We start from the raw sequence: 14,014 nt of genomic DNA, 5'->3' as shown, positions 1-14,014 counted from the left end.
GATCTTCGGAACGCGTGATGTCGGCTTGAAACTTAGGTTTCGGCCAGCGCGATGTCAAAAGGAAATTGTTCGAAAGTGAGGACGAAACGGTGCGCCCGGTTGTGAACCGATACGGCCGGCACTTCTCGTCGAAGCGTGCGCTGGCGCACGGTTCGCCTTCCTTACCGCTCCACCGTGAGATCGCCCGGGAGATCGATATCGCGCAGCACGTTCGGATCGTCGACATCGACGATGGATGGCGCGTGCGTCGAGAAGATGCCGCGCGCGCCCGCATCGCCGTCGAGCGCGGCGAGCGCCTCGCGATGTACGATGCCGAAACCCGCCGGATGCCCGCGCGTGCCGCGATAAAACGGCGCCACGAGCGCCTGGCCCGCGTCGAGCGCACGCGCGACGGCTTCGTACGTCGCGGGCTCGATCCACGGCATGTCGCCCAGGGCGACGAGCCAGCCATCGGATTCCGACGTGGCGCACACGGCGGCGGCGAGCGTCGCGCCCATGCCGCGCCCGGCATCGGCGCAGAAGATGACGCTGCAGCCGGCTTCGTTGAGCACGTCGGCGAGCTTTTCGGCGCCGGGCCGCACGACCGCGAACACGTCTGCGCACACCGCGAGCAGCCTGCGCGCCGACTGAAACACGACCGGCGTGCCGTCGGGCAGGGTGGCGAGCAGTTTGTTGCGATGCCCGGACGGGTCGAAGCGGGTGCCCAGACCCGCCGCCAGCAGGATGCCGGTGGCGTTCGACGCATAGCTCATCGCGGCGCTTCCTGTGAGGATGGAACCGGAATTGTGCGGCGCATCGAAGCACGCCGCAAGCATAAAAAATCCGCGCGGCGCGTACGAAAAACGCGCCGTGCGGACCGTTTTCACGTCATGTCATCGTCGGCGGCAACACCTTGTCGAGGGTGATCGGCAGATCGCGCACGCGCACGCCCGTCGCGTGATACACCGCATTGCCGAGCGCGCCCGCCACGCCGGTAATCCCGATTTCGCCGATCCCGCGCGCGCCGAGCGGATTGATGTGCGGATCGGGCTGATCGACGAACGCGATATCCAGCCTGCCGATATCCGCGTTCACCGGTACGTGATACTCCGCGAGATTCGCGTTGGTGTATCGGCCGTAGCGCGCATCCATTTCGCTCTTTTCGAACAGCGCCGAGCCGACGCCCCACACGATGCCGCCCATCAACTGGCTGTGCGCGGTCTTCGCGTTGAGCAGCGTGCCGACGTCGTACACCGCGACGATGCGCGGCACGCGAATCACGCCGAGATCGGCATCGACGTGCACTTCCGCGAACACTGCGCCGAACGAGTGAAACGCGTACTGCTTTTTCTCGTCGCCGGGGCGCGTGGTGGCGAAGGTTTCGATCGCACGCCCGCCGTTGCGCGCGATGATCGCCGCGGCGGGATCGCGCTTGTCCGGATTCGATACGCTCACGACCCAGCCGTTGCTGACGATCACGTCGTCGCCGGGCACGCCAAAGAGCGGCGATCCGCGATCGGCGAGCGCCATCGAGATCAACTGGTCGCGCGCCTGCAGGCAGCAGGCACGCACCGCCGGCGACACGCTCGCCGCCGATTGCGAGCCGCCCGACACCGGCGCCTTCGGCAGCGACGAATCGCCGAGCGCGAAACGCACGTAATCGAGCGGAAAACCGAGCGCATCGGCGGCGACCTGCGTCATGATCGTGTACGTGCCGGTGCCGAGATCCTGCGTGCCGGAGGCGACCATCGCGGTGCCGTCGGGCAGGATGCGCGCAACCGCCGACGCCTCGCTGCGGTTTGCCGGATACGTCGCCGTGCCGACGCCCCAGCCGATCAGCGTATTGCCTTCGCGCATCGAGCGCGGCGCCGCATTGCGCTTCGACCAGCCGAACGTTTCCGCGCCGCGGCTATAGCACTCGAGCAGCGCCTTCTCCGACCACGGCTTCTTCTCCTGCGGCTCCATGTTCGCGTGATTTTTGATGCGAAACGCGAGCGGGTCCATCTTCAGTTGATACGCCATTTCGTCCATCGCGGTTTCGAGCGCGAACGAGCCGCTCGTCTCGCCGGGCGCGCGCATGAACGTCGGCGTGCCAATGTCCAGTTTCACGAGCTTGTGCGACGTCGACTGGTTCGGCACCGCGTACATCATCCGCGTGACGATGGCCGAGCTTTCGGTCCAGTCTTCGAAGGTCGAGGTCGTCGAGATGACGTCGTGACGCATGCCGGTCATGATGCCGTCGTCGCGCGCGCTGATCTGGATGCGCTGCTCGGTGAACGGCCGGTTGCCGATCATGCCGAACATCTGCGGACGTTCGAGCACGAGCTTCACGGGGCGTCCCGTCTGCTTCGACGCCATCGCCGCCAGCACGACGTGCGACCACGCCGAGCCCTTGCAGCCGAAGCCGCCGCCGACGAACGGGCAGATCACGCGCACGTCGCTCTCCGAGATGCCGAAGAATTTCGCGACCGCGCTCTTCGCGCCGGAGACGCCTTGCGTCGCGTCGTAGAGCGTGAGCTTCGGGCCGTCCCAGCGGGCAAGCGTCGCGTGCGGCTCCATCGGATTGTGATGCTCGTAAGGCGTCGTGTAGACCGCGTTCAGACGCGTCGGGCCTTGTTTCAGACCGGCGTCGACGTCGCCGCGCTTCGTCGTGATCGCGCGGCCCATCATCTTTTCCGGCTGATACGCGGAAGCCTTCGCGCGCTCGAAATCGGCATTCGGCATCGCGGCGTCGTAGCGCACGTCGACGTGGCGTGCCGCATCCTGCGCATGTTCCAGTGAATCGGCGACGACCACCGCGACCGGCTCGTTGCTATAGCGCACTTCGTTCGTCTGCAGGAGCGTGAGCTTGCGCACGGCGGGCGGCTGCGCGTCGGGGATGCCGTTGTTCGGCAGGCGCATCGCATTCTGGTACGTCATCACGAGCAGCACGCCGGGCATCGATTGCGACCGGCTCGTGTCGATCGACGCGATGCGGCCCTTCGCGACCGTGCTGGTGACGAGCACCGCGTGCGCGAGCTTCGCGTCGGTGTTGTCGGCCGAATAGCGCGCCTGGCCGGTGACTTTCAGCACGCCGTCGGTGCGATCGAGCGGTTTTCCGATGACACTCATGCGACACCTCCGGCCTGCTGTGCTTGTGATACCGCGCGCACGATCGCGCGTTGAGCGAGCGTCACCTTGAACGCGTTGTCGCGCTGCGCCTGTGCGCCCTGCACGGCGAGCGCGGCGGCGGTTTGCAGCGACAGCTTGTCGAGCGATGTGCCGACGAGCGCGCGTTCGGTCGCGCTCGCGCGCCACGGCTTGTGCGCGACGCCGCCCAGCGCGATGCGCGCGCTTTTCACCGTGCTGCCGTCCATCTGCAACGCGGCCGCGACGGACACGAGCGCGAACGCATAGCTCGCGCGGTCCCGCACTTTCAGATACTTCGAATGTGCGGCGAAGAGCGGCGGCGGCAGATCGACCGAAGTAATCAGCTCGCCCGCCTGCAAGGTCGTGTCGAGATCGGGCCGGTCTCCCGGCAGCCGATGGAACTCCGCGAACGGAATCGCGCGTTCGCCGTTCGGGCCGGTGACGCGCACGACGGCATCGAGCGCCGCGAGCGCCACGCTCATGTCGGACGGATTCGTCGCGATGCATTGCGGGCTCGCGCCGAGAATCGCGTGCATGCGGTTATTGCCGCCGATCGCCGCGCAGCCGCTGCCCGGCGCGCGCTTGTTGCATTGAGGAAAGCCGGTGTCGTAGAAATACGGGCAACGCGTGCGCTGCATCAGATTGCCGCCGACGGTCGCCATGTTGCGCAATTGCGCCGATGCGCCTGCGAGCAGCGCCTGCGAGAGCAGCGGATAACGCTCGCGCACCCACGCGTGATTCGCCGCGTCGCTGTTGCGCACGAGCGCGCCGAGTCGCAGGCCGCCATCGGGCAGAGCGGTGATGCCGTTCAAGGCATCGATATGCGTGATGTCGACGAGCTTCATCGGCCGCATCACGCCGCCTTTCATCAGGTCTAGCAGATTCGTGCCGCCGCCGATGAACATCGTGCCCGGCTGGGCCGCCGCCGCGAGCGCCGCGCCGATGTCAGGCGCGCGCTGATAGGAAATCGCGTCCATGTGCGTCTCCTTCAGGCGTTGCCCGACGCGACGGCTTTCACCGCCGCGACGATGTTCGGATACGCGCCGCAGCGGCAGATGTTGCCGCTCATGCGCTCACGGATTTCATCGTCGGAGAGTTGCGGGGGGCGCGCGCGCACGTCGGCCGTGACCGCGCTGGCATCACCCGCCCGGTATTCGGCGATGAGCGCGGTCGCCGAGCACAACTGCCCCGGCGTACAGTAGCCGCACTGAAAGGCGTCCTTTTCGATGAACGCCTTCTGAATCGGCGCGAGCGTGTCGCCATCGGGGGCGAGGCCTTCGACGGTCGTGACGGATTCGCCGTCGTGCATCACCGCGAGCGTCAGACACGAATTGATGCGCCGGCCCGACACGATCACCGTGCACGCGCCGCACTGACCGCGGTCGCAGCCTTTCTTCGTGCCGGTGAGGCCGGCGTATTCGCGCAGGGCGTCGAGCAGCGTCGTGCGCGCCTCGACTTGCAACTCGTACGGATGGCCGTTGATGGTGAGCCTGACGGGCATCATCGGCGCGGCGGCGGGCGGTGGCGCTACCGCCGGTGTCGCGGCGGACTGCTGCTGCGCATGGGCGAGCGGCGCGGCGGTGACGGCGGCGGCCGCCGCGGCCGATTGCAGGAAGCGCCGGCGCGACGGCTTTTGCGCCGCGTCGCTGGCGTCGGGGGAATGGGTATCGGCTGGGGACATGGCGATGGGGTGCTCCTCGCTCGTTCGGATGGACGCCGGCGGGCTCCAGTCTTCATGGGCATATGCTCGCGGCCGATTGCGACGGATCGGGCGGAGCGCCGATGCTCGAGTCTCGGGATGGCGCGTTGGGGCAGGCTCGCGACAGTTCGGCAACTGTAAGGAAACCGAACGTTCGTCGACCCGCAACCGGAAATGCGTAGCAAGTCCGATGCCATGCGGCGGCGACGGGCAGTGGAAGGTCATCGCACGGATCACGCGGGTAAATGCTGCATCAGAGCGTAATTCCAGCGTGTCACCGCTCGGGATCACATGGCAGTTTTGCCCGGAATCTTCGCGCGAGGCAACTAACCGTCCCGTCGCGAAGCGCGCCCAGAATTCATTTGATCAGCGCGAGCGCTTCCCTGAAGCGCGGATGCCGATAACTCCCGAGCCAGCCGAAAATCGCCGTCTCGACGGTCGTCAGTTTCGCGCCGTCCTGCCGTGCGCGTTCGAGCGCGATCGCGCGATCGGCGGCACGGCGCGATCCGACCGCATCGGCAATCAACTCCACGCGATAACCGAGCCGCAGCAATCCGAGCACGGTCAACAGCACGCACACATGCGCTTCCGCGCCGGCCACCCAGAGCGTGGCGGGCGCGGGCGGCAGCGCATCGACGAAAGCCGCTTCGAGCGTCGCGTCGAACGTATGCTTTTCGATGATGCTCGCGCCGCGAATAGGCGCGAGAAGTGAATCCGCAGTGCTGCCGAGCCCGCGCGAATTCTGCTCTGTGACGACGACTGGCACATCGAGCAGATGCGCCGCGCGCAGCAGCGTGCCGACGCGCTCGCCGAGCCGCTCGCCGTCGTCGAGATGCGCCAAGAGGCGCGCCTGCATATCGATGACGACGAGCATGGCTTACGCCTCGCTTTCCATGATCCGGTCGATGAGCCGCGCGTTTTCGCCCGCCGAGCCGATGCCCGCGTGCTTCGCCATCGGCACGAAGAAGTGCGTCGCGATCGGCAGCTTCGAGCGTTCCAGCCAGCTCGTCAGATGCGCGGCGAGACGCTTTGCCGGCGTTCTCAGCTCCTCGCGCAGCACGCCGGGCAGTTTCTCGAAGTGACGCATGTCTGTCTGATAAGGCTCGGGCGCGACGCACAGCGCGTTCGGCCGTCCATCGACATCGACGGGAAGACGCTCCAGCGCCTGATGCAGCAGCGCAACGCCCAAGCCTTCGCCGCGCCACGGCTTGCGCACTTCCCACAGGCTGATGTAGATCACGCGATGCGCGTTGAACACCTCGCACAGCTTCTCGGGCCCGAGCGCCTCGGTTGCGGCGAGCGCGAGCGACAGCATTTCGCCGGAGTAAGTGTCGAGCGTATAGACGAGATCGGCGCTGCTCGTGAGCGGCGGCACTTTGACGAGCTGCAGCCGCACCGCTGCCGCGACGATGTCGCTGCCCGCTTCGTGAAACACGGCGAACGCGGTGCCGAGTCGCTCGTCGTCGACTTGCGGATACTCGTGACGGTAGGTCATCGTAAAGAGAAACGGCCCGATCTTCTCGCGATAGGCGAGCGGTCGGTCGACATCGTAATCGTCGACACCGTCCAGGCCGTAAGGATCGTAATCGCGCTTCTCGCGCCGCTCGCCGTTCTCCGCGGCCGCGGCGAGCGCCGCGAGCGGACGGCGCGATTCGGGCACGAGATCTTCCGGCAAGCCTTCCCACGAAAGGCGCAGGAACTCGCGCCCGCCGCGGTAGTGCGTTTCGAAGAGCGACAGCACCGGCTCGCCCGCGACCGGGTCGAGGATGCGTTGTGCGCATTCGTAGGCGCGCTCGAGCAGTTGATCCGCCTCAGCGGGATCGGGTGAGAGGTGCGGCTCGCTGCCCTGCGGCGCGGCGGGCAAGCCTCTTGCGACCCGTTGCTTGTGCGCCAGTTCGAGCCATTCGTCGGCGGCGCGTTCGGCGATGAAACCCGCCGCGATGCGATAGCCTGTCAGCACGATCGACTGGCCGGTGCGCCCGAGCGGAAACGTGAACTCGTCGGACATGATGTCGTCGACGGTGGCGTTGTGGAAGGTTTCACGCGGCAGGTTGGCGTTCGCCGCCGCATCGAAGCGGTCGTGCGACAGCACGTGGGCGACGAGGTCGGTCGCGGCCGGGCCGAACTCCGAGCCGACGCCGGGCAGTAGTTTCAGAAGGGACAAGGTACTCGGGGTGTGCTGAGTGCTCGTGGTGCCGGTGGTGCTCGATGTGCTCATGAGTGCCATCTCCGATCGTGAAGGGTTATCGTAACAAACCGCCGTATATACGGGAGCAATCGATGAACGTTCAAAAGGACGAAGAGTTGGCGACTACGGTTCATGAAGGCGGATGCGCCTGCGGCGCGTTTCGCTTTCGCGCGACGGGCAAGCCCATACGCGCCTGCGTGTGCCATTGCATGACGTGCCGGCAGGTGCACGGCTCCGCCTTCGGAGCTTATGCGATTTACGCGCGCGGCGACGTGATGATGAGCGGCAGCCTGTCGACGTGGCGCAGTTCCGACGACGGGCGGCGGCACTTCTGCCCGGTGTGCGGCTCGGTCGCGTACATGGAGTTCACGACGCGCGACGAAGTCGATCTGCCCATCGGCGCATTCGACGAAACCGGCCTCTTCGAGCCGGAATACGAACTCTGGTGCAAGCATCGCGAGCCGTGGCTGCCGAAGGGCGCGCGTCCGGAATACGACGAAGAGCGCGCGCACTAGGCGCTTCAGCGAAAGGAAAAGAGACATCGCCGTGAAGACCGGGACAGCTTCTGTCTCGCCGGAACTGCATCATCGGGTCAACGGTCCGAGCAATTGCATTCGCGCCCGGAAAATAAGACGATAAGCGACATGCGCTGCGTGAAACGAACATGCGGCGAACATGCGCGCCGGATGCGCGAACGAGCGGCAGGATCGGGAACCTTTGAATTGCATGGCCAACGAGGAGCATCGATACCATGACGAAGCAACCGGTCAGCGGCAGCAGCGACAAGATTCATCCCGAAGGCGCGCAATGCATCGGCGACTGCGATCCATCCGAGCAGATCGAAGTCATCGTGATGTTGCGGCGCAAGGACGAAGCGGGCTTCAAACAGATGATGACGCGCATCGACGCCGGCGAGGCGTCCGGCCAAGCCGTGTCCCGCGAGGAATTCGACAAGCGCTTCACCGCCTCGGCCGAAGACATCGACAAGGTCAAGGCCTTCGCCAGGCAATACGGCCTCACGGTCGTGCGCGCGGAAACCGAGACGCGCAGCGTCGTGCTGAAGGGCGCCATCGAGCAGTTCCAGAAGGCTTTCGACGTCAAGCTGGAACGCTTTCAACATCACAACATCGGCGAATATCGCGGGCGCACCGGGCCGGTCAGCGTGCCTGACGAAATGCACGACGCCGTCACCGCCGTGCTCGGCCTCGACAGCAAGCCGCAGGCGCGTCCGCATTTCCGTTTCCGTCCGCCGTTCAGGCCGGCGCGCGGCATGACGCCCGCGTCGTTCACGCCGGTCGATCTCGCGAAACTCTACGACTTCCCGGATGGCGACGGCGCCGGCCAGTGCATCGCGATCATCGAGCTGGGCGGCGGCTATCGCGACAGCGATCTCTCCGCGTATTTCAAGAAGCTCGGCGTGAAGGCGCCGAACGTGGTGTCGGTCGGCGTGGACGGCGGCAAGAACGCGCCCACGGGCAACCCGAACGGCCCGGACGGCGAAGTGACGCTCGATATCGAGATCGCGGGGGCCATCGCGCCGGGCGCGCGCATCGCGGTGTATTTCGCGCCGAACAGCGACGCCGGTTTCGTCGACGCCGTGAATCGCGCGCTGCACGATGCCGCCAACAAGCCGTCGGTGATATCGATCAGCTGGGGCGGCCCGGAAGCGAACTGGTCATCGCAGTCGATGAGCGCCTTCAACGACGTGCTGCAAAGCGCGGCCGCGCTCGGCGTGACGGTCTGCGCGGCGTCGGGCGACAGCGGCTCGACCGATGGCGTCGGTGACGGCGCGGATCACGTCGACTTTCCCGCGTCGAGCCCGTACGTGCTCGGCTGCGGCGGCACGAGCCTCGCGGCATCGGGCACGGGCATCACGAAGGAAGTCGTCTGGAACGACGGCGATCAGGGCGGCGCGGGCGGCGGCGGCGTGTCGGGCACCTTTGCGCTGCCGGTCTGGCAGAAGGGGCTGTCGGTGACGAAGAACGGCCGGCACACTGCGCTTGCGAAGCGCGGCGTGCCCGATGTGTCGGCCGATGCGTCGCCGCAAACCGGCTACGACGTGCTGATCGACGGCGAGGATACGGTCGTCGGCGGCACGAGCGCGGTCGCGCCGCTGTGGGCTGCGCTGATCGCGCGCATCAACGCGCTCAACGCGTCGCCCGCGGGCTTCGTCAATCCGACGCTCTATAAGGCGCAGACGGCGTTTCGCGACATCACGGAAGGCAACAACGGCAGCTTCTCGGCGGCGGACGGCTGGGACGCGTGCACCGGCATGGGCAGCCCCGATGGCGGGAAGATCGCGGCGGCGCTCAAGCCCGCAAAGAGTTGAGCAGGATGTAGCACCACAGTGAACAACAACCACGACGACGATTCTGGAGCGACGACGATGAACTCCGATCCACTGGTAGCGAGCGACAAGCCTTCGAACGCGGATGAAACGGCGATGGCCGCCGCCGCGAAGAAAGCGCCGAAGAAGACCACGACGGCGAAGAAGGACCAGCCGTATTTCGATCCGGTCGCGTACGGCAACGGCCCCGACGATTCCGTCGCGGCCACCGAGGCCGATGAAAACGCGGCGATCACCCATCACAGCGTGACGATAGGCGGCGCGAAGATCGCCTATACGGCGACGGTCGGCCATCTCGTGACCGTCGATCCGAGCAGTTCGAAGCCGGACGCGAAGATGTTCTATGTCGCGTTCACGAAGGATGGCGCGAAGGAGGAGACGCGCCCGCTCACGTTCTTCTATAACGGCGGGCCGGGCTCGTCGTCGGTGTTCGTGCTGCTCGGCTCCTTTGCTCCCCGCCGCATCAAGACCGCGATGCCGAGCTTCACGCCGCCCGCGCCGTATCAGATGGAAGACAACCCCGACAGCCTGCTCGATCGCAGCGATCTGATCTTCATCAATCCGGTCGGCACGGGTTATTCCGCCGCGATTGCGCCGAACAAGAACCGCGATTTCTGGGGCGTCGATCAGGACGCGGGCTCGATCGCGCAGTTCATCAAGCGCTATCTGACGAAGAACAACCGCTGGAATTCGCCGAAGTTTCTGTTCGGCGAGTCGTACGGCACGGCGCGCAGTTGCGTGCTCGCGTACAAGCTGCATGAGGACGGCATCGATCTGAACGGCGTCACGCTGCAATCGTCGATTCTCGATTATGCGCAGGCGGGCAATCCGGTCGGCGCGTTGCCGACCGCGGCGGCCGACGCGTGGTATCACAAGAAGCTCGGCGTGCATCCGACGCCGACGAATCTGGTGACTTTCGCGGAAGAGGTCGCGGAGTTCGCGCGCACGGATTATCTGAACGCGCTGCGCAAATTCCCGCAGACGGACGACGATGTGGTCGAGAAACTGTCCGAATACACGGGCATCGACAAGGCGACGCTGCTCGCGTGGAGTCTCGATATTGCGGCTTACGACAGCCGCGGCAATTCGCTGTTTCTGACGACGCTGTTGAAATCGAAGGGCGAATCGCTCGGCGCTTACGATGGCCGCGTGACGGCGATTTCGTCGGGCATCGCGGGCAAGATCGATCCGAATTCAGGCAGCAACGATCCGACGATGACCGCAGTGAGCGGCGTCTACACGACGATGTGGAACAGCTATCTGAACGAGCAGTTGAAGTTCACGTCGACATCGTCGTTTACGGATTTGAACGATCAGGCGTTCCTCAACTGGGATTTCAAGCATACCGATCCGACCGGCGAGCAGAAGGGCGTTGATTCGAAGGGCAACGTCATCCTTTACACGGCGGGCGATCTCGCTGCGGTGATGGCGTTGAATATCGATCTGAAGGTGCTGTCGGCGAACGGCATGTATGACTTCGTGACGCCGTTCTATCAGACGATCATCGATTTGCAGCAGATGCCGTTGATCGACAAGACGGTGAGATTGAATTTGTCGGCGACGTTTTATCCGTCGGGGCATATGGTTTATCTCGATGGCGGATCGAGGACGCAACTCAAGGCGGATCTCGCGAAGATGTACGACGAGGCGACGGCGAATCATGCGGCGCTGGGGCGGATCATTGCCTTGCAGAAAGTTACTGCGGGGAAGTTGGGGGCATTGTCACCGCAGTGAGGTTTTTGCCCTGCGCGGGCGGGTTTGGTTTGGGTTAGGTTTATTCGGTCCGCTCGCGCTTCTATGGAATCCTGTTTTCATGTCGGTTTATTAGCATTGCCCCTCCCTGGGGCAGGGGTAACTTTCTTTGCTGCTGCAAAGAAAGTCACCAAAGAAAGCAGCTTTTTCGACCCAGAGTGCCTCACGCCGGCCGCGGCACAGGCGATTGGCTGAATGGAACCCAGAGTAGCGAGTGTTTTCACAAAACTCGCGGGGCTTGGATCGCGCACGGTCTGACACATCGCACCACATAACAAACTGGTTCAGCACCATTTAGCTCCAGCCCGCTTCGCGGCCGACCGGTTAAGCGGGTCTGCGTGCGTGCGCGATTCTGCTATGCCTCTATCGCGATGCATTTGCCGCTCGTCGGTTTCCCTTGCATACCCTGCGGCAGCGCGTAGCGCTGTGCCGGAGCCATTTTGTGCTGAACCAGCACGCTCAAGGTTATGGCGAGTCAGACCGTGCGCGGTCCACGTCGCAATAGACCTTCGAGGACACTCGCTACTCCGGGGGCCATTAGGTCAATCGCCTGTGCCGCGGCCGGTGTGAGGCGCTTTGGATGGGGAAAGCTGCTTTCTTTGGTGACTTTCTTTGCAGCAGCAAAGAAAGTTACCCCCGCCCCGGGGAGGGGCAGTGCTAATAAACCGACACGATTACGGGATCCAGCAAAAAAGCGAAAAAACCGGGAACACCAATTGCGCCGAGGTGGAGCAAAACCCACCAAACCCCCGGAGCCCTCCACAATGGCAACAAAAAAGCAGCAACCCGCCAGCGGCGTCGCCCGCACGCCATCCCACAGCAACGACAACAAAAAAACCGAAGCCCTCGAAACCTTCCGCTCCGACGCCACGAATCAAGCCCTGACCACCAACCAGGGCGTAAAAATCGCCGATAACCAGAACACGCTACGCGCCGGCGAACGCGGCCCCTCGCTTCTCGAAGACTTCATCATGCGTGAAAAAATCACGCACTTCGACCACGAGCGAATCCCCGAACGCATCGTGCATGCGCGAGGTTCCGCCGCCCACGGCGTCTTCAAGGTGTACGAATCGCAAGCCGATCTCACCAAGGCCGCATTCCTGCAAGACCCGTCGAAGGAAACGCCCGTTTATGTCCGCTTTTCCACCGTGCAAGGCTCGCGCGGCTCCGCGGATACCGTGCGCGACGTGCGCGGCTTCGCCGTCAAGTTCTACACGGATGAAGGCAACTTCGATCTCGTCGGCAACAACATGCCCGTGTTCTTCATCCAGGACGCAATCAAGTTCCCCGACTTCGTCCACGCCGTGAAACCCGAGCCGCACAACGAAATGCCCCAGGGCGGGTCCGCGCACGACACCTTCTGGGACTTCGTCTCGCTCGTGCCCGAATCCGCGCACATGGTCCTCTGGACAATGTCCGACCGCGCCATTCCCAAAAGCCTCCGCACGATGGAAGGCTTCGGCATCCACACGTTCCGCTTCATCAACGCACAAGGCAAAGGGCGCTTCGTGAAATTCCACTGGCGGCCGACCATCGGCTCGGCGTCGCTGCTGTGGGACGAAGCGCAAAAGCTCGCGGGCAAGGACTCGGATTATCATCGCCGAGATCTGTGGGAAGCGATCGACAACGGCGACTATCCGGCATGGGAACTCGGCGTGCAGATCGTCGAGGAAGAGGACGAACACAAGTTCGACTTCGATCTGCTCGATCCCACCAAGATCATTCCCGAAGAACTCGTGCCGCTCAAGATGATCGGCAAGCTCACGCTGAATCGCAATCCCGATAACTTCTTCGCCGAAACCGAGCAGGTCGCGTTCTGTCCGGGGCATATCGTGCCGGGCATCGACTTCACGAACGATCCGCTGCTGCAAGGCCGGCTCTTTTCCTATACCGATACGCAGATCAGCCGTCTCGGCGGCCCAAACTTCCACGAGATTCCGATCAACCGGCCGCTCGCGCCGCTGCACAACGGCCAGCGCGACGCGATGCATCGCCAGACGATCGACAAAGGCCAGGCGTCCTACGAGCCGAATTCGATCGACGGCGGCTGGCCGAAGGAAACCGATCCGGCCGCATCGGGCGGCGGCTTCGAAAGCTACACGCAGCGCGTCGAAGGTTCGAAAATCCGCGTGCGCAGCCCGTCCTTCGCCGATCACTACTCGCAGGCGACGCTCTTCTGGAACAGCATGACCGAGCCGGAAAAGGAACACATCGTCGGGGCCTATTCGTTCGAACTCTCCAAGGTGGAGCGCAAGAACATCCGCGAGCGCCAGCTCGGCATTCTCGCCAATATCGATGCAACGCTCGCCGCGCGCGTCGCCGACAATCTCGGGCTGCCCGCGCCGAAGCAGAACGCCAGCGCGGAAGAGCTCGGCAAATCGTCGGTGCAGGATTCGCCCGCGCTGTCGATCGTCGCGAAGGCGAAGCCCTCCGTGAAGACGCGCAAGGTCGCGATTCTCGCCGCGAAGGGCGCCGACGCCGCGAGCATCAAGGCCGTCAAGGATGCGCTCGCGGCCGAGGGCGCGCACGCCAAGGTCATCGCGCCGACGCTCGGCTCGCCCGCACAAGGTGTCGAGGCCGACGCGACGATTCTCGCCATGCCGTCGATCATGTTCGACGGCGTGATCGTCGCGGGCGGGCAGGAAAGCGCGAAGACGCTCGCCGAATCCGGCGATGCGCGCCACTTCGTGCTGGAAGCGTTCAAGCATCTGAAGGCGATCGGCGCGATCGGCGACGGCGAGGATCTGCTCGCGGCCACGCATCTGCCGAACGGCGAGGAAGGCGTCGTCGTCGGCAGCGACACCGCGCAGGTGATGAAGAGCTTCATCGAAGCGATGAGCAAGCATCGCGTCTGGTCGCGCGAGCAAAAGGCGAAGTCGGTGCCCGCCTGAGCCGCCCGGTATCGCGCGGCGCGTTTCGC

Annotated in this window: 10 protein-coding genes; 4 read left to right on the top strand and 6 right to left on the bottom strand. The window is 64.6% G+C overall.

What is annotated here, in order from left to right:
• Nucleotides 1-161 precede the first annotated feature (161 nt).
• The 6 genes from AWB74_RS01925 to AWB74_RS01900 all read right to left on the bottom strand — a co-directional run bounded on the left by AWB74_RS01925 (nucleotide 162) and on the right by AWB74_RS01900 (nucleotide 7,025).
• Nucleotides 162-752, bottom strand: a complete 591-nt coding sequence (locus AWB74_RS01925; protein ID WP_061145272.1) for a nucleotidyltransferase family protein — start codon at nucleotides 750-752, stop codon at nucleotides 162-164.
• A gap of 115 nt (nucleotides 753-867) precedes the next feature.
• Entirely contained in the window at nucleotides 868-3,090 is a 2,223-nt protein-coding gene (locus AWB74_RS01920) for a xanthine dehydrogenase family protein molybdopterin-binding subunit (RefSeq protein WP_061145051.1), read from the bottom strand.
• A complete protein-coding gene (locus AWB74_RS01915) occupies nucleotides 3,087-4,085 on the bottom strand; it encodes an FAD binding domain-containing protein (protein WP_061145050.1) in 999 nt (332 codons plus the stop codon). The genes AWB74_RS01920 and AWB74_RS01915 overlap by 4 nt, the downstream gene beginning before the upstream one ends.
• Nucleotides 4,086-4,096: 11 nt before the next feature.
• Nucleotides 4,097-4,789 carry a (2Fe-2S)-binding protein gene (locus AWB74_RS01910; protein ID WP_061145049.1) on the bottom strand — a complete coding sequence of 231 codons (693 nt, stop codon included), beginning with the start codon at nucleotides 4,787-4,789 and terminating at the stop codon, nucleotides 4,097-4,099.
• A 376-nt stretch (nucleotides 4,790-5,165) separates the two neighbouring features.
• Nucleotides 5,166-5,681, bottom strand: coding sequence for an isochorismatase family protein (locus AWB74_RS01905; protein WP_061145048.1), 516 nt, complete (start codon nucleotides 5,679-5,681; stop codon nucleotides 5,166-5,168).
• 3 nt (nucleotides 5,682-5,684) lie between these two features.
• Nucleotides 5,685-7,025 (bottom strand): hypothetical protein, encoded by a 1,341-nt coding sequence (locus AWB74_RS01900; protein ID WP_061145271.1) that lies wholly within the window; start codon nucleotides 7,023-7,025, stop codon nucleotides 5,685-5,687.
• A 62-nt stretch (nucleotides 7,026-7,087) separates the two neighbouring features.
• Here AWB74_RS01900 and AWB74_RS01895 point away from each other — a divergent pair, with 62 nt between their 5' ends.
• The 4 genes from AWB74_RS01895 (at nucleotide 7,088) to katE (ending at nucleotide 13,985) form a co-directional block, all read left to right on the top strand.
• Nucleotides 7,088-7,510: a GFA family protein gene (locus tag AWB74_RS01895; protein WP_061145047.1), complete on the top strand. Its 423-nt coding sequence runs from the start codon at nucleotides 7,088-7,090 to the stop codon at nucleotides 7,508-7,510.
• 236 nt (nucleotides 7,511-7,746) lie between these two features.
• On the top strand, nucleotides 7,747-9,324 hold the full coding sequence (locus tag AWB74_RS01890; protein WP_061145046.1) for a S53 family peptidase: 1,578 nt from the start codon (nucleotides 7,747-7,749) through the stop codon (nucleotides 9,322-9,324).
• Between the two features lie 57 nt (nucleotides 9,325-9,381).
• A complete protein-coding gene (locus AWB74_RS01885; RefSeq protein ID WP_061145045.1) occupies nucleotides 9,382-11,076 on the top strand; it encodes a S10 family peptidase in 1,695 nt (564 codons plus the stop codon).
• Nucleotides 11,077-11,561: 485 nt separating this feature from the next.
• Nucleotides 11,562-13,985, top strand: coding sequence for a catalase HPII (katE, locus tag AWB74_RS01880; RefSeq protein WP_407642382.1), 2,424 nt, complete (start codon nucleotides 11,562-11,564; stop codon nucleotides 13,983-13,985).
• The last annotated feature ends 29 nt before the right edge of the window (nucleotides 13,986-14,014 follow it).

Source organism: Caballeronia arvi (genome assembly GCF_001544695.2).
GTDB classification, from domain to species: Bacteria; Pseudomonadota; Gammaproteobacteria; order Burkholderiales; family Burkholderiaceae; genus Caballeronia; species Caballeronia arvi.
The sequence above is the reverse complement of the archived record's forward strand: the minus strand, read 5'-3'. Positions and strand labels throughout refer to the sequence as shown.

Bases quoted from the DNA above. Each gene is read 5' to 3' on its own strand.
- AWB74_RS01925 (WP_061145272.1), bottom strand. From the start codon at position 752: ATGAGCTATGCGTCGAACGCCACCGGCATCCTGCTGGCGGCGGGTCTG.
- AWB74_RS01920 (WP_061145051.1), bottom strand. From the start codon at position 3,090: ATGAGTGTCATCGGAAAACCGCTCGATCGCACCGACGGCGTGCTGAAA.
- AWB74_RS01915 (WP_061145050.1), bottom strand. From the start codon at position 4,085: ATGGACGCGATTTCCTATCAGCGCGCGCCTGACATCGGCGCGGCGCTC.
- AWB74_RS01910 (WP_061145049.1), bottom strand. From the start codon at position 4,789: ATGTCCCCAGCCGATACCCATTCCCCCGACGCCAGCGACGCGGCGCAA.
- AWB74_RS01905 (WP_061145048.1), bottom strand. From the start codon at position 5,681: ATGCTCGTCGTCATCGATATGCAGGCGCGCCTCTTGGCGCATCTCGAC.
- AWB74_RS01900 (WP_061145271.1), bottom strand. From the start codon at position 7,025: ATGAGCACATCGAGCACCACCGGCACCACGAGCACTCAGCACACCCCG.
- AWB74_RS01895 (WP_061145047.1), top strand. From the start codon at position 7,088: ATGAACGTTCAAAAGGACGAAGAGTTGGCGACTACGGTTCATGAAGGC.
- AWB74_RS01890 (WP_061145046.1), top strand. From the start codon at position 7,747: ATGACGAAGCAACCGGTCAGCGGCAGCAGCGACAAGATTCATCCCGAA.
- AWB74_RS01885 (WP_061145045.1), top strand. From the start codon at position 9,382: ATGAACTCCGATCCACTGGTAGCGAGCGACAAGCCTTCGAACGCGGAT.
- katE (WP_407642382.1), top strand. From the start codon at position 11,562: ATGGCGAGTCAGACCGTGCGCGGTCCACGTCGCAATAGACCTTCGAGG.